General features: G+C 64.2%; 18 protein-coding genes. 8 read left to right on the plus strand and 10 right to left on the minus strand.

What is annotated here, in order from left to right; genetic code table 11:
• The coding region (locus ACXJ7R_RS08390) for a HoxN/HupN/NixA family nickel/cobalt transporter (protein ID WP_457151425.1) at positions 1 to 571 on the plus strand (571 nt) is incomplete at its 5' end.
• A gap of 25 nt (positions 572 to 596) precedes the next feature.
• Here ACXJ7R_RS08390 and denD read toward each other — a convergent pair.
• The 4 genes from denD to ACXJ7R_RS08410 all read right to left on the minus strand — a co-directional run bounded on the left by denD (position 597) and on the right by ACXJ7R_RS08410 (position 3,579).
• Positions 597 to 1,574 carry a D-erythronate dehydrogenase gene (gene denD, locus ACXJ7R_RS08395; protein WP_457151426.1) on the minus strand — a complete coding sequence of 326 codons (978 nt, stop codon included), beginning with the start codon at positions 1,572 to 1,574 and terminating at the stop codon, positions 597 to 599.
• Positions 1,575 to 1,585: 11 nt separating this feature from the next.
• Positions 1,586 to 1,798, minus strand: a complete 213-nt coding sequence (locus ACXJ7R_RS08400; protein WP_457151440.1) for a hypothetical protein — start codon at positions 1,796 to 1,798, stop codon at positions 1,586 to 1,588.
• 83 nt (positions 1,799 to 1,881) lie between these two features.
• The gene (locus ACXJ7R_RS08405) at positions 1,882 to 2,862 is read right to left on the minus strand and encodes a cation diffusion facilitator family transporter (RefSeq protein WP_457151427.1); all 981 of its coding nucleotides are present in this window, start codon (positions 2,860 to 2,862) and stop codon (positions 1,882 to 1,884) included.
• A 30-nt stretch (positions 2,863 to 2,892) separates the two neighbouring features.
• Positions 2,893 to 3,579: a GNAT family N-acetyltransferase gene (locus tag ACXJ7R_RS08410; protein ID WP_457151428.1), complete on the minus strand. Its 687-nt coding sequence runs from the start codon at positions 3,577 to 3,579 to the stop codon at positions 2,893 to 2,895.
• Positions 3,580 to 3,662: 83 nt separating this feature from the next.
• On the opposite strand from ACXJ7R_RS08410, the gene ACXJ7R_RS08415 reads away from it, so the two are divergent.
• On the plus strand, positions 3,663 to 4,847 hold the full coding sequence (locus tag ACXJ7R_RS08415) for a pyridoxal phosphate-dependent aminotransferase (RefSeq protein WP_457151429.1): 1,185 nt from the start codon (positions 3,663 to 3,665) through the stop codon (positions 4,845 to 4,847).
• Positions 4,848 to 4,899: 52 nt separating this feature from the next.
• Positions 4,900 to 5,274 carry a YciI family protein gene (locus ACXJ7R_RS08420; protein WP_457151430.1) on the plus strand — a complete coding sequence of 125 codons (375 nt, stop codon included), beginning with the start codon at positions 4,900 to 4,902 and terminating at the stop codon, positions 5,272 to 5,274.
• Between the two features lie 33 nt (positions 5,275 to 5,307).
• On the opposite strand, the gene ACXJ7R_RS08425 is transcribed toward ACXJ7R_RS08420, so the two are convergent.
• The 3 genes from ACXJ7R_RS08425 to trhO form a co-directional block, all read right to left on the minus strand.
• Positions 5,308 to 6,063, minus strand: coding sequence for an SDR family oxidoreductase (locus ACXJ7R_RS08425; RefSeq protein WP_095084551.1), 756 nt, complete (start codon positions 6,061 to 6,063; stop codon positions 5,308 to 5,310).
• Between the two features lie 315 nt (positions 6,064 to 6,378).
• Positions 6,379 to 7,116: a tellurite resistance TerB family protein gene (locus ACXJ7R_RS08430; RefSeq protein WP_457151431.1), complete on the minus strand. Its 738-nt coding sequence runs from the start codon at positions 7,114 to 7,116 to the stop codon at positions 6,379 to 6,381.
• Between the two features lie 130 nt (positions 7,117 to 7,246).
• Positions 7,247 to 8,176, minus strand: coding sequence for an oxygen-dependent tRNA uridine(34) hydroxylase TrhO (gene trhO / locus ACXJ7R_RS08435; RefSeq protein ID WP_457151432.1), 930 nt, complete (start codon positions 8,174 to 8,176; stop codon positions 7,247 to 7,249).
• Between the two features lie 189 nt (positions 8,177 to 8,365).
• On the opposite strand from trhO, the gene ACXJ7R_RS08440 reads away from it, so the two are divergent.
• Positions 8,366 to 9,004, plus strand: coding sequence for a 2-dehydro-3-deoxy-phosphogluconate aldolase (locus tag ACXJ7R_RS08440; protein ID WP_457151433.1), 639 nt, complete (start codon positions 8,366 to 8,368; stop codon positions 9,002 to 9,004).
• A gap of 73 nt (positions 9,005 to 9,077) precedes the next feature.
• On the opposite strand, the gene ACXJ7R_RS08445 is transcribed toward ACXJ7R_RS08440, so the two are convergent.
• From ACXJ7R_RS08445 to ACXJ7R_RS08455, 3 genes are all read right to left on the minus strand, one after another.
• Positions 9,078 to 9,272, minus strand: coding sequence for a hypothetical protein (locus ACXJ7R_RS08445; RefSeq protein ID WP_457151434.1), 195 nt, complete (start codon positions 9,270 to 9,272; stop codon positions 9,078 to 9,080).
• A gap of 180 nt (positions 9,273 to 9,452) precedes the next feature.
• Positions 9,453 to 11,312 (minus strand): DUF882 domain-containing protein, encoded by a 1,860-nt coding sequence (locus ACXJ7R_RS08450; RefSeq protein WP_457151435.1) that lies wholly within the window; start codon positions 11,310 to 11,312, stop codon positions 9,453 to 9,455.
• 493 nt (positions 11,313 to 11,805) lie between these two features.
• Positions 11,806 to 13,347, minus strand: a complete 1,542-nt coding sequence (locus ACXJ7R_RS08455) for a sigma-54-dependent transcriptional regulator (RefSeq protein ID WP_457151436.1) — start codon at positions 13,345 to 13,347, stop codon at positions 11,806 to 11,808.
• 178 nt (positions 13,348 to 13,525) lie between these two features.
• On the opposite strand from ACXJ7R_RS08455, the gene ACXJ7R_RS08460 reads away from it, so the two are divergent.
• From ACXJ7R_RS08460 to ACXJ7R_RS08475, 4 genes are all read left to right on the plus strand, one after another.
• Positions 13,526 to 15,358 (plus strand): M3 family oligoendopeptidase, encoded by a 1,833-nt coding sequence (locus tag ACXJ7R_RS08460; protein WP_457151441.1) that lies wholly within the window; start codon positions 13,526 to 13,528, stop codon positions 15,356 to 15,358.
• Positions 15,359 to 15,732: 374 nt separating this feature from the next.
• The gene (locus tag ACXJ7R_RS08465; protein ID WP_457151437.1) at positions 15,733 to 16,488 is read left to right on the plus strand and encodes a proton-conducting membrane transporter; all 756 of its coding nucleotides are present in this window, start codon (positions 15,733 to 15,735) and stop codon (positions 16,486 to 16,488) included.
• Between the two features lie 203 nt (positions 16,489 to 16,691).
• Positions 16,692 to 17,837: an aminodeoxychorismate synthase component I gene (locus ACXJ7R_RS08470; RefSeq protein ID WP_457151438.1), complete on the plus strand. Its 1,146-nt coding sequence runs from the start codon at positions 16,692 to 16,694 to the stop codon at positions 17,835 to 17,837.
• Complete coding sequence (locus ACXJ7R_RS08475) at positions 17,786 to 18,448, plus strand: aminotransferase class IV family protein (RefSeq protein WP_457151439.1); 663 nt, start codon at positions 17,786 to 17,788, stop codon at positions 18,446 to 18,448. The genes ACXJ7R_RS08470 and ACXJ7R_RS08475 overlap by 52 nt, the downstream gene beginning before the upstream one ends.
• The last annotated feature ends 82 nt before the right edge of the window (positions 18,449 to 18,530 follow it).

Consider the following 18,530-nt stretch of genomic DNA (forward strand, 5'->3'; position numbering starts at 1 on the left):
TTCGCATGCAGGGCATTCGCATGCGGGGCATTCGCATGCTGACCATGACCATTCGGCGCATGCCCATTCGCATGCGCTGCACGTGCATGACGATCACGACCATGCGCATTCGCACGATCATCACGAGCACGGTGCGCATGACCATGGCGCACACGACCATGCTCATCACGATCACGCGGCCGGCGACGTCTGCGACACCTGCGGCCATTCGCATGCGCCCGATCCGGCGCTGCTGTCTGGCGACCGCTTCGACTGGCGCACGGCCTGGTCGGCAGTGGCGGCTGTCGGCATCCGCCCCTGTTCCGGCGCGCTGATCGTCCTGAGCTTTGCACTTCTCAACGGACTCTGGCTCGGTGGCCTGCTGTCAGTGCTGGCGATGTCGCTGGGTACCGCCATCACTGTGTCGGCGCTGGCCACCCTTGCAGTGACCGCCAAGAACTGGGCGGTGTATTTCGCCGGCGACGGCCGCATGGGCAACCGCATCCACTCGATCGTCGAGATCGGTGGCGCGGCGTTCGTCTTCCTGTTTGGGCTGTTGCTGCTGTCGGCGAGCCTGGCGACGGGTGGATGATGTTGCGGTTGGCGACGCTCCGGGTTTAACCCGCGATCTTGCCGCCCAGCTCATCCTCGATATGCGCGCGGACAATCTCGTCAAAGCTCTTCTCGGCGCTGAAGCCGAGCTCCCTTGACCGCCGCGCTTCGAACCGCGTCGGCCAGCCCTTGACGATCGCCCAGATCGTCTCGTCCGGCTCCTCGCGGATCAGCTTCACCACCTTCGATCCGGCGATGCGGTCCAGTGCCTCGATCTGCTCGCCGACTGTGACTGCGACGCCGGGCATCGTCAAATTGCGGCGCGGCCCGACAGCGTTGCCGTCGATCTCCGCCGCATGGATCAGGAAATTGACCGCCGAGCGCGGGCTGGCATGGGTGTGCATGACCGAGCGCGGCACCGGCAGGATCGCCTCATGGCCGCTCAACGGTTCGCGGATGATGCCGGAGAAAAAGCTGGAGGCTGCCTTGTTCGGCTTGCCTGGCCGCACGCAGATGGTTGGCAGCCGGATGCCGATGCCGTCGAAGAAGCCGCGCCTGGAATAATCGGCGAGCAGCGCTTCGCTCATCTGCTTCTGGGTGCCGTAGGAGGTCAGCGGCGTCGGATGGAATTCATCCGGGATGACATCCGGAAACGGCGCGCCGAACACCGCGATCGACGAGGTGAAGACGACGCGCGGTGCAAAGCCCGCCAGGCGAATGGCATCGAACAGCGCCCGCGTGCCGTCGAGATTGACGCGGTAGCCGAGATCGAAATTCGCCTCCGCCTCGCCCGACACGATACCGGCGAGATGGAAGACGACATCGGGGCGCGACGCGACCAGGCGCCCAGTGGCACCCGCCTCGGCGAGATCGCCGGTGTGGGTGGTGACGCTGACGCCGTCAATGCTAGGTGCCTGCGGCGGCACGATGTCGTGCAGGTCGAGTGCTGCGATCTTGCGGCCGCGCAGCGTGCCGTCCTTGGCCAGCCGGGCAATGAGCTTGCGGCCGACCATGCCCGCGGCGCCAGTGATCAGAATACGCATGTCGAAATCCCTTATTTACCCTGGTTTTTGCGCTGGTTGCGGGCCCGCAGCCAGAACACCGAGAAAAACGCCAGCACGAAGATGATGCCAAAGGCACCGGCCAGCACGGTCGAGAAACTGCCAAGCGCCAGCATCACGGTCGGCAGATAGAAGGCGGCGATACCGAACAGAAGCATGATCCACGCTGCCGCGATGGCTGCATTCCTCGTGTCGCGGTCCATTATGCTGCACCCGGGCAGCGGGTCTTCATCAAGCTGGTTTTCAAGGCTTTGGGACTCCTGGGGCAGGACCAATCGATATCAATCGATCAGGCCTGGTGATGATGGTCGTGATGCGCGGCCGCATCATGCTCGTGATCATGATCGTGGTCGTCGCCATCGTCGGCGCACTGTCCGAATTCCGGTTCCACGGTGGCATGGCTGATGCCGTGCTTGCTGGCAAGCCGCTTCTTGATGGTGCTCACCGCCTGGTAGGCATCGACGCCTTCGTTAAGGCAGGCATGCAGTGTCGCCATGTTGCTCGTTCCGTCGAGCGACCAGACATGCATGTGGTGCACTTCACGCACTCCCTGGACCGTCGCCTCGATATCCCTGGCGATCAGATCGCGGTCGAGGCTCGGCGGCACGCCCTCGAGCAGGACATGGGCGGCGGCGCGCATCAGCGACCATGCCGTTGACAGGATCAGCAGCGAGACCAGGACCGACAGGATCGGGTCGATCGGTGTCCAGCCGGTCGCCAGGATCACCAGCGCGGCAACGATCGCCGCTGCCGAGCCGAGTAGGTCGCCGAGCACATGCAGCATGGCGCCGCGCATGTTCAGGCTTTCGCGGTCGCCGCCGTGCAGCACGAGGAAGGAACCGATATTGACCAGCAGGCCGAGGACCGCCACGACAAGCATCGGTCCGCCGAGCACCGGTGTCGGCGCCAGCAGGCGCCCCCACGCCTCGTAGACGATCCACAGCGCAATGACGAAGATGGCGATGCCGTTGGTGTAGGCGACCAGAGTCTTGACCCGGCCGAAGCCATAGGTGAGACGGCCGGTCGCCGGCCGGCCGGCAAGATGAAATGCATACCAGGCAAGGCCGAGCGCGATCGCATCGGCGAGCATGTGGCCGGCGTCCGCCAGCAGTGCCAGCGACCCGGTAAGAAGGCCGCCGAGCGCCTCGGCGACCATGAAGCCGCCGGTCAGGCAGGCTGCGATCAGGACCCGTTTCTTGTCGGTCGAGCCATGCACGTGGCCGGCGCCGTGATCGTGCCCGCTGTGATCGTCGGAATGGGTATGTGCCAATGGCAACTCCCGTTGCGCGCCGAATTCAGTTCACGCGCCAAATTCGGCGCGAAAATCCTCAAGCCGTCGCTTCTGCTGGCCGTCGCCATCGAAATTGGCCGGGTCGAGCCATGCTTCATAGGCTTGACGCAGGGCCGGCCACTCCTTGTCGATGATCGAATACCATGCCGTATCGCGGTTTTCACCCTTGACGATGAGATGCTGGCGGAAAATGCCCTCGAACTTGAAGCCGAACCGTTCGGCCGCCCGCTTCGATGGCCCGTTGCGGTTGTTGCACTTCCACTCGTAACGACGATAGCCGAGCTCGTCGAAGATGTATTTCATGAACAGGAACTGCGCTTCGGTCGCCCCGGGCTTGCGCGAGATGAGCGGTCCCCAATAGATGTTGCCGATCTCGATGACGCCATAGGCAGGATCGATGCGCATCAGCGTCTGGCGTCCGGCGACCTTGCCGCTGGCCTTGTCGATGACGGTGAAGAACAGCGGATCTTCGCTGACCTCGACCTTGTCCAGCCATGGCTGGAAGGCGGCACGGGTTTCCGGCGGATAATCGGGCAGCCAGGCGAAGCGGCCATCGACGTCGGACACGGAAGACGCTTCATACAGACCGTCGCCATGTTTTGCGGCGCTCAGCGGTTCGAGCCGGACGGTGCGGCCGTCGATGGCCTTGCGCTCGGGCCGCGGACGCGGTTGCCAATCTTTGAGATTTTCCGACACCGAATGCTCCAATCCGTTTGACTTTTGCCGGCCAAGGCTCACAAAAACGCACGCCAACAGTAAGAACCACACGGACGGGAAAAATGCTCCACACGATTTCGGCCTTCGACCGTCTGGGCGAGGAAAACGCCTTCGCCGTGCTCGCGCGGGCGACAGCACTTGCGAGCCAAGGCCGCGACATCGTCAACCTCGGCATCGGCCAGCCGGACTTCAAGACGCCGCAGCACATCGTCGAGGCGGCGATCAAGGCGCTGCGTGACGGCCACCACGGCTACACGCCGGCCAATGGCCTGCTGGCGACGCGCGAGGCGGTGGTGCGGCGCACGCTGACCACCACCGGCGTCGAGATATCGCCTGAAACGGTGATGATCCTGCCCGGCGGCAAGCCGACCATGTTCGCCGCGATCCTGATGTTCGGCGAGCCTGGCGCCGAGATCCTCTATCCCGATCCCGGCTTTCCCATCTACCGCTCGATGATCGAATTCACYGGCGCGGCACCGATCCCGGTGCCGATGCGCGAGGAGAACGGMTTTGCCTTCTCCGCCGAGGAGACGCTGGCGCTGATCACCTCGAAGACCAGGCTTTTGATCCTCAACTCGCCGGCCAACCCGACCGGCGGTGTCACGCCGCGCGCCGAGATCGAGAAACTGGTCAAGGGGCTGGAGAAGCACCCCGACGTCGCAATCCTCTCCGACGAGATCTACGACGTCATGACCTATGACGGCGAGACGCATTGCTCGCTGCTCGGCTTTCCCGAGATCCGCGACCGGCTGATCGTGCTCAACGGCTGGTCGAAGACCTGGGCGATGACCGGCTGGCGCATGGGCTGGTCGATCTGGCCGAATGGCGACAAGGGCGCCCATCTCTACGACAAGGTGCGCAAGCTGGCGGTCAATTGCTGGTCCTGCGTCAACGCGCCGAGCCAGTTCGCCGGCATTGCCGCCATCGACGGCCCGCAGGACGATGTCGACAAGATGATGCGCGCCTTCGACCGTCGCCGCAAGATCGTGGTCGAGGGGCTGAATGGCTTGCCCAACATCTCCTGCATCACGCCCAAGGGTGCCTTCTATGCCTTCCCCAACGTGTCGAAGACCGGCTGGAAGGCAAAAAAGCTCGCCTCGGCGCTGCTCGACGAGGYCGGCGTGGCGCTGATCGGCGGTCCCGATTTCGGTATTCTCGGCGAGGGCTACATCAGGCTCTCCTACGCCAACTCCGAGGAGAACATTTTGCGGGCGCTGGAGCGGATCGGAACGTTCCTGGCGAAGTGAGGTTCAGCCCGCGCTGTCCATCGATATCCCCGACCGGAGAAAGTGACATCGGATGTTCTACGCAATCCTCGCCTATCACGTAGAAGATGCGATCAAGGCGTTGACGCCGCGGGAAGATGCGGCGCTGATGGCCGACCTGCTGAAGATCAACACCCGGCTTCATGAGGAAGGCACGCTAGGACCGTCCGCGCGTCTGGGAGCGACGCAGGATGCCTTCACCCTGCGCGGCCCGGGTGACGGCGTGGTCATCGACGGCCCTTTCGCCGAGACCAAGGAACAATTGCTCGGCCTCTATGTCGTCGACTGCGCCACGCGAGACGAGGCCATCGCGATCGCCCGCGACCTTCGCCGTGTCAATCCGACCGCCGTCTACGAGATCAGGCCCATTCTGCTTTTCAAGCCCGGCGCGCCGCTGGCGGGCAAATGAGCCGGCGGCGGAGGCCCTGCCAGCGTCCGTTGCTCACCCACGCCCCACAAACGGCATCTTGGTGGCCATCACCGTCATGAACAGCACATTGGCGTCGAGCGGCAGGCTGGCCATGTGGACGACGGCGTCGGCGACGCGCTGCACGTCCATCACCGCTTCGGCAGCGATCGAGCCGTTGGCCTGCGGCACGCCGACCGTCATCGGCTGCGCCATGTCGGTCAGCGCATTGCCGATGTCGATCTGGCCGCAGGCGATGTCATAGGGCCGGCCGTCTAGCGCCAGCGTCTTGGTCAGGCCGGTGATAGCATGCTTGGTCGCCGTGTAGGGCACCGAGCCCGGGCGCGGCGCGTAGGCCGACACCGAGCCGTTGTTGATGATGCGGCCACCCATCGGCCGTTGCTTACGCATAGCGCCGAAGGCGGCGCGGGCGCACAGGAACGAACCGGTGAGATTGACGCCGACGATATCGTTCCACACCTCGACCGGGATCTCGTCGATCGGCGTCGATTTGTAGCCCATGCCGGCATTGTTGAAGAGCAGGTCGACGCGGCCGAAGGCCTCCGCCACCGTCTCGAACAGATCATCGACCTCGCCGGCCTTGCTGATGTCGCAGGCAACCGCCAATGCCTTGGCCTCGGTCGGCCCGGCCTCGGCGACGGCGGCATCCAGCACGGATTTGCGGCGTCCGCAGAACACCGTGTTCCAGCCGGCCTTGAGCAGCGCCGTGGCGACGCTCTTGCCGATGCCCGTGCCGGCACCGGTGACGATAGCGGTTCTTTGCTCGGTCATGGCTGTTGTCCTCCAGCGGCGCTGCGTGTGCACGACTAATTTTCGGGATTTGTCCTCAGGAGAGAAGGCATCGCAAATGACGGCAGCGATGGCAAGCCGAACCACCAGGGCCGGTCTCGAAAAATGGAATCGGGTTTTCGGAGAAGATCTGCTCAAACGAACGGACAGGGCCCGACAAAAAGGGCGGTCATTGGCGACCGCCCTGATCTGAACCGGGCTTGGGAGGAGGAAAAACCCGGTCCGACTGTGTAGAATCATGCGCTTCCTGAGTTAATGGAGGGTTAACCCCGGAAAGGCGATCTGTGCCGATTTGGGCTACCAGCGCGGATTGGGCGAAGTCCCTGCCTTGGCCGGCACCTTGGCTGCCGAAACCGTCGCCTCGACGTGATCGACCAGCGCATCCGGCAGGCCAAGCCGGCCGGCAAGCAGATCGAGATAGCCGCGCTCGGCGCGGGTGTCGGGATCGATGGTCAGGCGCGACGCGGTGTAGAGTTCGAGCTTCTGCGCATCGGTCTTGGCGCCGGCTACCAGCATGTCGAGGTCAAGCGGGCTCTCCAGCTCCTTCATCAGGAATTTCTCGGCATCGGAGCCTATGCCGGCTAGGCTGAGCTTGCCGGCGATCTTCTGGCGTTCGTCGCCGTCGATATGACCGTCGGCCTTGGCCGCCGAGATCATCGCCCGAACCAGGGTCAGCGTGAATTCGTCCTCGCCTTGCGGCGCCTGCGACGGGTGGAAAGCGGTGTCCTTGGGCGGCGGCAGCAATTCCGGTTCGCCGGTCGCGGGCGCTTCCGCCGGCGCGTTGCCGGCCTTGTAGTTCTGGTAGGCCTTGTAGGCGAGGCCGCCGATCGCGGCCAGTCCGCCAAGCTTCACGGCGGCGCCTGTCACCTCGCGGCCGGCACCGGTCCCGAGCAGCACTGCAGCGAGCGCGCCAGCGGCCAGCGGGTTGTCCTTGGCCATCTGCACGGCCTGGCCCGCCTTGTCACGGACGGTGCCGCTGGTGCCGGGGATTTGCGAGCCGAGCAGATCGTCGAGAAGCTTCTTGGGATCGAACATTCAATGCCTCCAGGATTTGCCCGGCCGAACGGGCAGGTTTCGAACGCCGAAGAGGTAGGCCCCGCACTTTGACATTACAATGACGGATCCTTCGGGACAGATCCCTGGCGGCGAGTGGCCGAAGCCCGGATCAGGATCCGATATGCCGGCCCCGGCCCCGTACTTGCGCAAGTTCGACCTGACGCTGACGCTCGGCGTAGCGCTGGCGGTCCTCGTCGGAACGCGCATCGAAACAATGCGGACATGATACGCCGGTGGCGAACTTCGGTGACGTCAGGTCGCCCGGCGTCAGCGGATGGCGGCAGGCGCGGCAGAGTTCGGCGTCGCCCTCGGCAAGGCCGTGCGACACCGAAACGCGTTCGTCGAACACGAAGCACTCGCCTTGCCACAGGCTCTGTTCGGCCGGAACCTCCTCCAGGTATTTGAGGATGCCGCCCTTGAGGTGGAAGACATCCTCGAAACCGAGCGACTTGACGTAGGCCGTCGCCTTTTCGCAGCGTATGCCGCCGGTGCAGAACATCGCCACCTTGCGGCCCTCGAGTTCCGCCCTGTTTGCTTCCACCCAGGCCGGGAACTCGCGAAAGCTTGCCGTTGCCGGATCGACCGCGCCCTTGAACGTGCCGATCGACACCTCATAGGCGTTGCGCGTGTCGATGACGATTGTATCGGGCTCGGAAATCAGCGCGTTCCAGTCGGCCGGCGCGACATAGGTGCCGGCGCTCGTCGCCGGGTCGATGTCGCCGACACCCATGGTGACGATCTCGCGCTTCAACCGCACCTTCATGCGGTGGAACGGCGTTTCTGCTGCGCTGCTGTATTTGACCTCGAGGCCGGCGAGCCCGTCGATGGCTTCGAGATAATCGATGAGTTCGGCGATCGCCGTCTCGCTGCCGGCGACGGTGCCGTTGATGCCCTCGCGCGCAAGAAGCAAGGTGCCCTTGATGCCACGCCCGCAACAGAAAGCGGCGAGCAGCGCACGCAATTCGTCGAAGGCGTCGAGCCGGGCAAACCGGTAGAGCGCGGCGACACGGATGGGGCCAGTCGGCGTGGACAATGTCATTGCCAAGCCAACTAGACGCTCATGGCAGCCGATTCAAGGCGCACCGGCTTCGTCAGCCCGTCATCGTTTTGATGGCAATGGCCGCTATCGTCGCCCCACGGCGCGTGACATCGCGACACGCTTCGTTTCATGGACAGAAAAACACCCGTCTGCTAATCGGTTGAATTGTCCCACGATACGGAGAGACAGATGCCCAGCAAGACCGAAAAACTCCTGTCGCTCCTCAACGGCCAGCCGGTCATCCCGGTGCTGAAGATCGCCAATGTCGATGATGCCGTGCCGCTGGCCCGCGCTCTGGCGCGTGGCGGCCTGCCGGCGATCGAGATCACGCTCAGGACCGCCGATGCACTGGAAGCGATCCGGCGGGTCGCGGCTGAGGTCAAGGACGCCATCGTCGGCGCCGGCACCATTCTCAATGCGCGACAGTTCGAAGAGGCGGCGGCAGCGGGCTCGCGCTTCATCGTCAGCCCCGGCATCACCCGCGAGCTTCTGGCGGCAGCGGCCGACAGCGACGTTCCGCTGCTGCCCGGCGCAATCACGCCTGGCGAGATCATGGCCGCTCGGGAAGCCGGCCTGCGTTTCCTCAAATTCTTCCCGGCCGAGCAGTCGGGCGGCATCGCATCGCTGAAGGCCTTCGCCTCGCCGCTCGCCGATGTGAAATTCTGTCCGACCGGCGGCATCACCGGCAAGAACGCGGCCGAGTATCTCAGCCTGCCCAACGTCGTCTGCGTCGGCGGCTCCTGGGTGGCGCCTGACGACATGGTCAAGGCCGGTAAGTGGGACGAGATCGAGGCTCTCGCACGCGCGGCGAGCAAGCTGGCAAAATAGGGCTTTTTGTCTCGGCATGAAAAACCCGGCCGACTTGCGTCGACCGGGTTCTGCCGATTGAGTTTCGTGCCGATCAGTTGCAGACCCTGATCTTTTCCACCACCCTGCGGTGGTGAGCCCAATGCGTGACCACCTTGGTCCGGCAGTGCTTCCTCATCATGTGCATATGGTCGTGGGTCTTCACGACAACGGTCTCTGCCTGCGTGGGAGCGATGGCCGCTGAAGCAGTTGCCAAAGCAATGACCGATGCCAGTAGAATGTTCTTCATGGATATCCCCGGGTTTGAACGAACAGGGGAGAAACCCTTGAAGGACTGAGCAAGTTCCAAGCTCACGGCAATGTCAGACCGGCGTGATCGCGGCCAATGGCGGCGGCGCCATTGGCCCCGCCTGCGCAACAAAAAAGCCGCGCGGGTTGCCCGACGCGGCTTTGTTGATCGACTGGTCGCTTACTTGGTCTGGAAGCGGGCGACCGACAGGAACTTGACTGCGTTGCCGGTGAAGCGGTTGGCATCGGCCATCTGGTCGCCCGACTGGAAGCCAGCCGTGTAGACCTCGCTCGGCGGCGTATGCACGATGCTGTAGGCGTAGCCCGGTGCTGTCGTGGCGCTTGAAACGGTGGCGACATGTTCGCCGCTGGTCAGCGCCCAGCGGGCGGCCTGCGGCGCGGCGGCAACCACCATGGCCTTGGGACCAGGCTTCAAGTCGCGGGCGGTGGCTCTCGATTCCTTGCGGGTCGTCTTGACGCCAGCGCCGATCGCGGCGGCCGGATCGGTGCCGGCCGGGCGGGCAACGACAGCCTCACGCGGCGATGCGGCATCGGCGCCCGACGGATCGTTGAAAGCCGAACGCGCCTGGGACAAGGACAAGGAAGCGACCTGGTACGCGTCGGCCGCAGCACCGGCCCGGGCATTGGCCTCGTCGAGCACGGCCTTCACCTCGTCCGGCCTTGCTACGTCGGGCCGCGCGCTGGGCAGCGCCGAGAGGGCGTCGGTCGCGGCGCTGCCGCGCTCAGCCGTATCCGCCAGCGCCATCAGCACGTCCTTGCTGGGCGGCGGCGCCAGAGCGGCCGGCAGCGAATCGTCGGGGCGCCATGTCGGCAACGGTACGTTGTTGACGGCGACCTGTGCGGGGGCCGGGGCCGGAGCGGCCGACGGATCGGCCATGCCGAAAGGCACGTTCGCCGGCGCATGTGCTGTCGCCACGGCCTGCTCGGTGGTGGTTGCCGCATCCGAGGTCGCTGTCGCATCCGCCATGGCGAAAGGAACGTTCTCAGGCGACTGGGCACCGACATCAGCCTTCGGCCGCGGTGCAAAATCAGGCAGCGGAATGCTGCGGGCCGGCAGCGCCGCGATGATCGTCTCCGGCGTATCCTTTTCCGGCTCCGGAGCCTGCTCCTCGGCCACCTGCGGAATCTCCGCGCGCTTGGCATTCTCCGGCGCCACGATGGCGATGCCCGGGAGGTTGCTGGTCTTGGCTGTCGCGGCCGGCTGCAGATTTCTAGCCTTGGGCGGAGGTGCCGCCGAAGCGGTCTCGACATCGGCGCTGTCGTCGGCCTCGTCGTCGCCGCCGCCGCCAAAGAAAGCCGACAGGAACCCACCTGATTTCTTGCTGCTGCCGCCGGCGCTGGCCAGTTCGATGGCCGGCGCGCCTGCACCCTTGCGCGCCTTGTAGGAGGCGAGCGCCTGCTCAAAGCCTGGCAGCGGCCTGCCGTCGCTCGGCACATGCAGCGTCTTGCCATTGGGGAACAGGCTCACCAGCTCCTGCCGGCTGATCCCGGGCCAGTGACGCACATTGCCGACATCCATATGGACGAACGGCGAACCGGATGTCGGATAGTAGCCGACGCCGCCACCCTGCATCTTGAGGCCGATGTTGCGCAGCTTCTTCAGCGGCACGCCGGGAATGTAGAAGTCCATCGCCTTGCCGAGCATATGCTGGCTCTTCTCGGCGACGCCTCTGCTGCGGCTGCGCAGCATCGAGTTCGTCGACGGCGAGCGATAACCGCAGACGACCTGGATGTAGTCCGTGGCACCGCTTTCCCGATAGGCTTCCCAGACCAGATCCAGCAGGCGCGGATCCATCTTGGTCGGCTCGTTGCGGCGCCAGTCGCGCAGGATGATGTTGATCTTCCTCAGACCCTCCGGAACGTAGCGGCCATTGCGCTTGTAGACGATCTCGGCCTTCTCGTGCGTATGGAGGTGATAGAGCTTCAGCGAACGTGTTTCGGCGCTGGCGCCAGTTGCAGCCGCGGCAACAAAACCAAATGCGACAATCAACGCCGCCAGCCATTTCGGCCAGACGCTCACGTGATGGTGCCGCCCGTTTGTGTGTCGTTCGATTCTGTTCAAATCAAAAGGCCCTGCAGGCTGCCGTTTGTCCCCGGATTTGTCCAAACGGATGTGTCGTTATCACATCCGAATATCGATCCTAATGGTTAATCATCGCTTATTGAAGCCAAAATGCGGTAACACCGTGGCGATATCCCGTCAAAAATTGTTCACCGGTTTTCTTGGTAAACCGCTGGTTTAGATCATGTTTCCGCCTTTGCTCGAAACACGATCTGTTACCGCTAGCCTTAATGCGTGAACAGGCCTGTCCATAGGCCTGCCACATTCCCGCCGAAACCCGATATAGGGCGGATTCTGGCATTGGAAGCTGGCTCCGGCCTTGCGTCCGAAGCATGAATCCCGAACCGAAGCTCGGCAAAGCGATGGTGGAAACTGGTTTTCGGGAGAGATTATGCGCTCCAGGGTGTGTCGAGATTGAGGTCAGGCTGGCATCACCTGATTCTCAACACACCTAGGAAGCGAGCCGGTCGACGCGGCCGGTCTCCGGATCGATGCCGTATTCCTTGAGCTTCCGGTAAAGCGTCGAGCGGCCGATGCCGAGGCGGCGGGCGACTTCGCTCATCTGGCCGTTATAGTGGTCGATGGCGAGCTTGATCATCTCGAGTTCGACATCGGCCAGAGCGCGCACATTGCCGCGTTCGTCGAGCGCCCGCAACGTGCCGAAGCGAGGCTGCAGCCTGGCCAGCGGATCGGGCTCAATCGCCAAGACAGCCTCGCCTGACGAGACTTCCTCCTCGCCCGGCTCCGTGTCCAGCGGCAAGGACGCAGACGGCGAAACGCCGTCGGCGTCGAGATTGACCGTGCCTTCCACCTGCGCCCGGATCTGCGGGAAGTCCTCGGTGGTCAGCACATCGCCTTCGCAAAGCACCGAGGCCCGGAAGACGGCATTTTCGAGCTGCCGGATGTTTCCCGGCCAGTCATAGGCCTGCAGCACAGCAAGGGCCGCAGCAGAAATCCCTTGCAGGCGATGACGCGGGTCGGCTGGCGCCACCTTCTCCATGAAATGCTTGACCAGATAGGGGATGTCGTCGCGGCGGTCGCGCAGCGGCGGCACGAAGATCGGGTAGACGTTCAGCCGATAGAACAGATCCTCCCGAAACTTGCCGTCCTTGACCTGCTGCAGGAGGTTGCGGTGCGTCGCCGAAATCAGCCTGATGTCGACCCTGACGGTCGAGCGTCCGCCGACCGGGTCGACCTCGCCGTCCTGCACGGCGCGCAGCAGCTTGACCTGCACGTCGAGCGGCAGGTCGCCGATCTCGTCGAGAAACAGCGTTCCCGAATGCGCCTCGACGAACTTGCCGGTGTGCTTCTCGGTGGCGCCGGTGAACGAGCCCTTCTCATGGCCGAACAGGATCGATTCGACCAGATTGTCGGGAATGGCGCCGCAATTGACGGTGACGAAGGGTTTCGAGCGGCGGTCGCCGCTGCCCTGGATGGCGCGCGCCACCAGTTCCTTGCCGACGCCGGACTCGCCCTCGATCAGGATCGGGATGTTGGATGCCGCCGCCTTCTGGCCGAGGCGGATCACCCTGTCCATGGCCGGGCTGTGCGTGACCATGTCCTTGAAGGTCAAAAGCCCGCCACGCCGGCGCGACGTACGCTTGACCTCGCCCTCGACCGCCTCGACCTTGAGCGCATTGGCGATCGACGCCTGCAGCCTGTCGGGAGAGGCCGGCTTGACGACGAAATCGAAGGCGCCGTGACGCATTGCCGAAACCACGGTCTCGATGCCGCCCTGGGCGGTCTGCACGATCGTCGGGACATTTATGTCGCGCTCGCGCATCGCCTTAAGCACGCCGATGCCGTCGAGACCGGGCATGACCAGATCGAGGATGACCACCGAAACTTGGCGGGCGCCGGGCCCGTCGAGGACATCGAGTGCGGCCGCGCCGCCGTCGACGACGGTTGCCGCATGGCCGAACCGCGTCACGGCTGCTTCGAGCAGCCGGCGCTGCACGGGATCGTCATCGACTATGAGTATGGAACCTGTCATGACTGGTACGACTATGCCCGCCCGAGGAATTCTGCCCTGTGGACCATCTTGGCACAGGGTTCTAAATAAGGTTTCAAAAAACCCGGTGAATGAATTCCTTAGGATTTGACCGGCTTCTCGTTTCCCCTTTGAACCTCGGCCACGGAAGGTATCGGCGATGCACATGGTTTCTGGGCACATGGTTTCTGCTCGGCGGCTAACGGCGCCAGCCTCCGGTCAGGGCGCCGCCGAGCTTGGCGACCTGCCGGAATGGAACCTTGCCGATCTCTATGCCGGCATGGAGGCGCCGGAACTGAAGCGCGACATCGCCAAGGCCGCAGCCGACGCGATCAGCTTCGAGACCCGCTGGAAGGGTACGCTGGCCGCCGAGGCCGAGCGTGGCAGCGCCGGCAGGCTGGGCGAGGCGCTTGTCGCCTACGAGGCCCTGGAGGAACTAATTGGCCGCATCGTCTCCTATGCCGGGCTGGTCTATGCCGGAAACACCGCCGACCCGCAGCGCGCCAAGCTCTATGGCGACATCCAGGAGAAGATGACCGACGCCAGCGCGCACCTTCTGTTCTTCGCGCTCGAACTCAACCTGATCGATGACGGCGCGATCGAAGGCGCGCTTGCCGGCGATCCCGCATTCGGCCACTACCGGCCCTGGGTGCTCGATCTGCGCAAGGACAAGCCCTACCAGCTCGAAGACCGCGTCGAGCAGCTTTTCCATGAGAAATCGATCACCGGACGCGGTGCCTGGAACCGGTTGTTCGACGAGACGATGACCGACCTTCGCTTCGATATAGACGGCGAGGAATTGACGCTCGAGCCGGCGCTGAACCGCTTGCAGGATGCCGACGGCGACGTGCGCCGGCAGGCGTCCGAGGCGCTGGCAGCGACCTTCCGCAAGAATTTGCGAACCTTCACGCTGATCACCAACACGCTGACCAAGGACAAGGAGATTTCCGACCGCTGGCGCGGCTTCGAGGACATCGCCGATTCACGCCACCTCGCCAACCGCGTCGAGCGCGGGGTGGTCGATGCCCTGGCATCCGCCGTTCGCGACGCCTATCCGCGCCTGTCGCACCGCTATTACCAGATGAAGGCGCGCTGGCTGGGCATGGAGGTGATGAACCACTGGGACCGCAATGCACCGTTGCCGGATACGCCGCAGGCGATTATCGGCTGGGACGAGGCCAGGAACACCGTGCTCTCCGCCTATCAGCGCTTTTCGCCCGACATGGCGGAAATCGCGCGAACCTTCTTCGACCGCAACTGGATCGACGCGCCGGTGCGTCCGGGCAAGTCGCCCGGCGCCTTCGCGCACCCGACCGTGCCGTCGGCGCATCCCTATGTCCTGCTCAACTACATGGGCAAGCCGCGCGATGTGATGACGCTTGCGCATGAGCTTGGCCACGGCGTGCATCAGGTGCTGGCCAGCGGCCAGGGTGCGCTGATGGCCTCGACGCCGCTGACGCTCGCCGAGACGGCATCCGTCTTCGGCGAGATGCTGACCTTCCGCTCGCTGCTCGACCAGACCACCGACAGGCGCGAGCGCAAGGCCATGCTCGCCCAGAAGGTCGAGGACATGATCAACACGGTCGTGCGCCAGATCGCCTTCTACGAATTCGAGCGCAAAGTGCATGCCGAGCGCAGGAATGGCGAACTGACCTCCGACAGGCTCGGGCAGTTCTGGCTGGAAGTGCAGGCCGAAAGCCTCGGGCCGGCGATCAAGTTGCGCGAAGGCTACGAGGTTTTCTGGACCTACATCCCGCACTTCATCCATTCGCCCTTCTACGTCTATGCCTATGCTTTCGGCGACTGCCTGGTGAATTCGCTTTACGCGGTTTACCAAAATGCCGAGCGCGGCTTCCAGGACAAGTATTTCGAAATGCTGCGCGCCGGCGGCACCAAGCATCATTCCGAGCTCCTGGCGCCCTTCGGCCTTGATGCCACCGATCCCGCCTTCTGGCAGATCGGGCTTGGCGTCATCAGCGGCCTGATCGACGAGCTGGAAACACTCGACGCTTGAACGCGCCCGTAGGTCTCATCTGCTCGCAAAACAGTCTAGCCGGGACGCATACTGGGACGGCCTATTCTTGGCCCAAATATCCGTTCTTGAAGTACTCTCCATGGAAGTTTTCCGATAGCTTTCCACAAGCCCTATGATAGCCTTCCTTCCAAGCTCAGCCGGAGCGCATGCCGATCGGCGAGGGAAGTCTCAGCCGGCCGCGGCGCCTTGGCGAACGCGACAACGGCCGTTGGCCATGGCAGGCAAAGCCGATCGCCGACAGCTCCAACCGAAGCCGGCTGTTCTGCGAACCGCGGAACCACCATCGACTAGTCCTTTCGCCGAAGGTCATGAACCCATGCCACGGCAGACGGATCTGATTGGAGAGAGAGACAATGGGCACTTTTTTCTACATGCTCCTGGCGTTCCTGGTAGGCGTGTTGGTGGGCTGGTTCCTCTGGGGACGCCTGCGCGGTGAACTCGACAGCTTGCGCGGCGACCTCGACCGCACGCGCAGCGAGCGCGACAGGCTGCGCGCCGACAACGACCGCTTGACCGGTGAGCTCGATGCATGCGGCAAGACCCGCACCGACCTTGAGCGCCGGCTGCGCGAAGCGCCGGCGACGCCAGCCGCAGGAACCGGCGCGGCAAAGGCCGCGAGCCCGGCGCCGGCTGCCCTGATGTCGACGCCAGCCGCGGCCAAATCGGCGCCGGCGGCGGCCAAAGCGGCGCCAAAGAAGCCCGCGGCGGCCAAGGCAGCACCCGGCGCCGCCAAGTCCAGCGCACCGAAGTCCAGCGCCCCCAAGGCCAGCGCTTCAAAGGCGAGCGCCGCGCCAAAAGCGGCAGCACCGGCGAAAGCCACGGCGGCCCAGCCAGCAGCCAAGCCAGCAGCGGGCAAGCCCGACAATCTGCGCCGGCTGATCGGCATCGGCCCGGTCAACGAGAAGCTACTCAAGGCACAAGGTGTCACCAGCTTCGCCCAGATCGCCGCCTGGACAGCCGCCGATATCAAGCGGATCGAGGATGTCATGAACTTCGACGGCCGCATCGCGCGCGAACGCTGGATCGAACAGGCCAAGCTGCTTGCCGCCGGCGACGAGACGGAATTCGCCAAGCAGTTTCCAACAGCGGGAACCGCAAGCAACACCTGATCGGCGAGAGCAGGATCGTTACAAACGGCGGTGCCCGAGGCGCCGCCGTTTGCTTTTGGCCGCAATATCGACCCAGAGGTTGACCCCGGAGGTCGGCCCAGAAGGTCGGCTTTGAGGGGCAGCGTGCCGTTCCCTCGATTGCGCGCGAGCGGCCCCCCATATAGAGCGGTCGACGGCTTCATTGAGCGCAGCATCCGAGTCCCATGTCCCTGCCCGCCGCAATTTTCCGCAATGACGAAAGCGCGCGCGAGCTCGTCTTCGACCGGCCGGCCGACATTATCGTGGCGCATGAGGCAAAGGACTTCCTCCCGGCGCTGGCGGCGGCGCAGGCGGCGCACGACGCCGGCAAATGGTTGGCCGGCTATTTTTCCTATGAAGCGGGTTATCTGCTCGAACCGAAGCTGGTTCCCTTGCTGCCGAAAGGGCGCCGCACACCACTCGTTTGCCTTGGGGTTTTCGATGCGCCGGTCGAAGAGGCGGTGCCGCCCCGCAACGCAGCGGCGACCAATGGCCCGATCTTCGACGCGCGGGCGACATGGTCGCTCGATGATTACGAGAAGCGGTTCTCGCGGCTGCACCAGCACATCAGGCAAGGCGACTGCTACCAGGGCAACCTGACCTTTCCCATTCATGCCCAATGGTCGGGCGACCCGCTCGCCGCCTTCGATGCGCTGACCGAACGCCAGCCGGTGAAATATGGCGCGCTGGTCTCGCTCGGTGATCCCATCGTGCTGTCGCGTTCGCCCGAACTGTTCTTCGAGATCGACGCCGCAGGCATGATCGAGACGCATCCGATGAAGGGCACCGCACCGCGCGGCGCCACCAAGGCTGAGGACGAGCGGCAGAAGATTTTCCTGCGCAACGATGAGAAGAACCAGGCCGAAAACCGGATGATCGTCGATCTCCTGCGCAACGATATCTCGCTGATCAGCGAGGTCGGCACGCTGGACGTGCCGGCATTGTTCCGCATCGAGACCTATCCGACAGTCCACCAGATGGTGAGCGACGTCAGGGCAAAACTGCTGCCGGGTCTCAGCATCCGCCAGGTGTTCGCGGCGCTGTTTCCGTGCGGCTCGATCACCGGCGCGCCAAAAATCCGTGCCATGGAAATCCTGCACGATCTGGAAGGCACGCCGCGCGACGCCTATTGCGGCGCCATCGGCTGGATCGCACCCGGCGGCACGATGCGCTTTTCCGTGGCGATCCGCACCATCTCGCTCTTTTCCGGCGGCGAGGCCGTCTACAATGTCGGCGGCGGCGTCGTCTTCGATTCGACGGCTGAGGAGGAGTATCAGGAGTGTCTGCTGAAAGCGCGCTTCGCGACGGGAACACCGCCGACTTCCAGCTGATCGAGACCATGCGCTGGCAACCCGGCTCGGGCTTCCTGCGCTTCGATCGCCACCTTGCTCGCCTCTATGGCTCGGCAGCTGAACTCGGCTTCGTCTGCGACCCGCAAAGGATCGGCGACGTGCTGGGCAATGCGGTCAGCGGATCCGGCATAGCGTTGCGCACCCGCCTGGCTTTGTCGCGCGACGGCGAAGCGACCGCCTCGGCACAGCCCTATGAACCGCTCGCCGCCGACAAGGTCTGGACGCTGCGGCTGGCGCGCACAAGGCTCGATTCGCACGACACGCTGCTGCGCCACAAGACCAGCCGGCGGCAGCTCTACACGCATGCCCGCGCCGAATATCTCATCACCCAGGCCGACGAGGTGCTGCTGGCCAATGAGCGCGGCGAGATCTGCGAAGGCACCATCACCAACCTATTCGCCGATCTAGGCGATGGTATGCTGGCGACGCCGCGGCTCGACTGCGGCTTGCTGCCTGGCGTACTGCGCGCCGAGCTTCTGGATGAAGGCCGCGCCCGCGAAGCGATCTACAGCTACGGCGATCTGCAGTCGGCCAAGACGATCTTTGTCGGCAATTCGCTGCGCGGCTTGATTCCCGCCAAGCTGGCGTGACCGGGAGAATGCTATGTTCGTCGTTTCGCTGAACTACAAGGTGCCGCTGACCGAGATCGACCGCTTGCAGGCGGCCCATATC

It is taken from the genome of Mesorhizobium sp. P5_C1 (genome assembly GCF_054049815.1).

What these genes read in the sequence shown, in the direction of transcription:
- denD (WP_457151426.1), bottom strand. Translation starts at nt 1,574, where the DNA reads ATGCGTATTCTGATCACTGGCGCCGCGGGCATGGTCGGCCGCAAGCTC.
- ACXJ7R_RS08420 (WP_457151430.1), top strand. Translation starts at nt 4,900, where the DNA reads ATGTTCTACGCAATCCTCGCCTATCACGTAGAAGATGCGATCAAGGCG.
- ACXJ7R_RS08425 (WP_095084551.1), bottom strand. Translation starts at nt 6,063, where the DNA reads ATGACCGAGCAAAGAACCGCTATCGTCACCGGTGCCGGCACGGGCATC.
- ACXJ7R_RS08430 (WP_457151431.1), bottom strand. Translation starts at nt 7,116, where the DNA reads ATGTTCGATCCCAAGAAGCTTCTCGACGATCTGCTCGGCTCGCAAATC.
- trhO (WP_457151432.1), bottom strand. Translation starts at nt 8,176, where the DNA reads ATGACATTGTCCACGCCGACTGGCCCCATCCGTGTCGCCGCGCTCTAC.
- ACXJ7R_RS08440 (WP_457151433.1), top strand. Translation starts at nt 8,366, where the DNA reads ATGCCCAGCAAGACCGAAAAACTCCTGTCGCTCCTCAACGGCCAGCCG.
- ACXJ7R_RS08445 (WP_457151434.1), bottom strand. Translation starts at nt 9,272, where the DNA reads ATGAAGAACATTCTACTGGCATCGGTCATTGCTTTGGCAACTGCTTCA.
- ACXJ7R_RS08455 (WP_457151436.1), bottom strand. Translation starts at nt 13,347, where the DNA reads ATGACAGGTTCCATACTCATAGTCGATGACGATCCCGTGCAGCGCCGG.
- ACXJ7R_RS08460 (WP_457151441.1), top strand. Translation starts at nt 13,526, where the DNA reads ATGGTTTCTGCTCGGCGGCTAACGGCGCCAGCCTCCGGTCAGGGCGCC.
- ACXJ7R_RS08465 (WP_457151437.1), top strand. Translation starts at nt 15,733, where the DNA reads ATGGGCACTTTTTTCTACATGCTCCTGGCGTTCCTGGTAGGCGTGTTG.
- ACXJ7R_RS08470 (WP_457151438.1), top strand. Translation starts at nt 16,692, where the DNA reads ATGTCCCTGCCCGCCGCAATTTTCCGCAATGACGAAAGCGCGCGCGAG.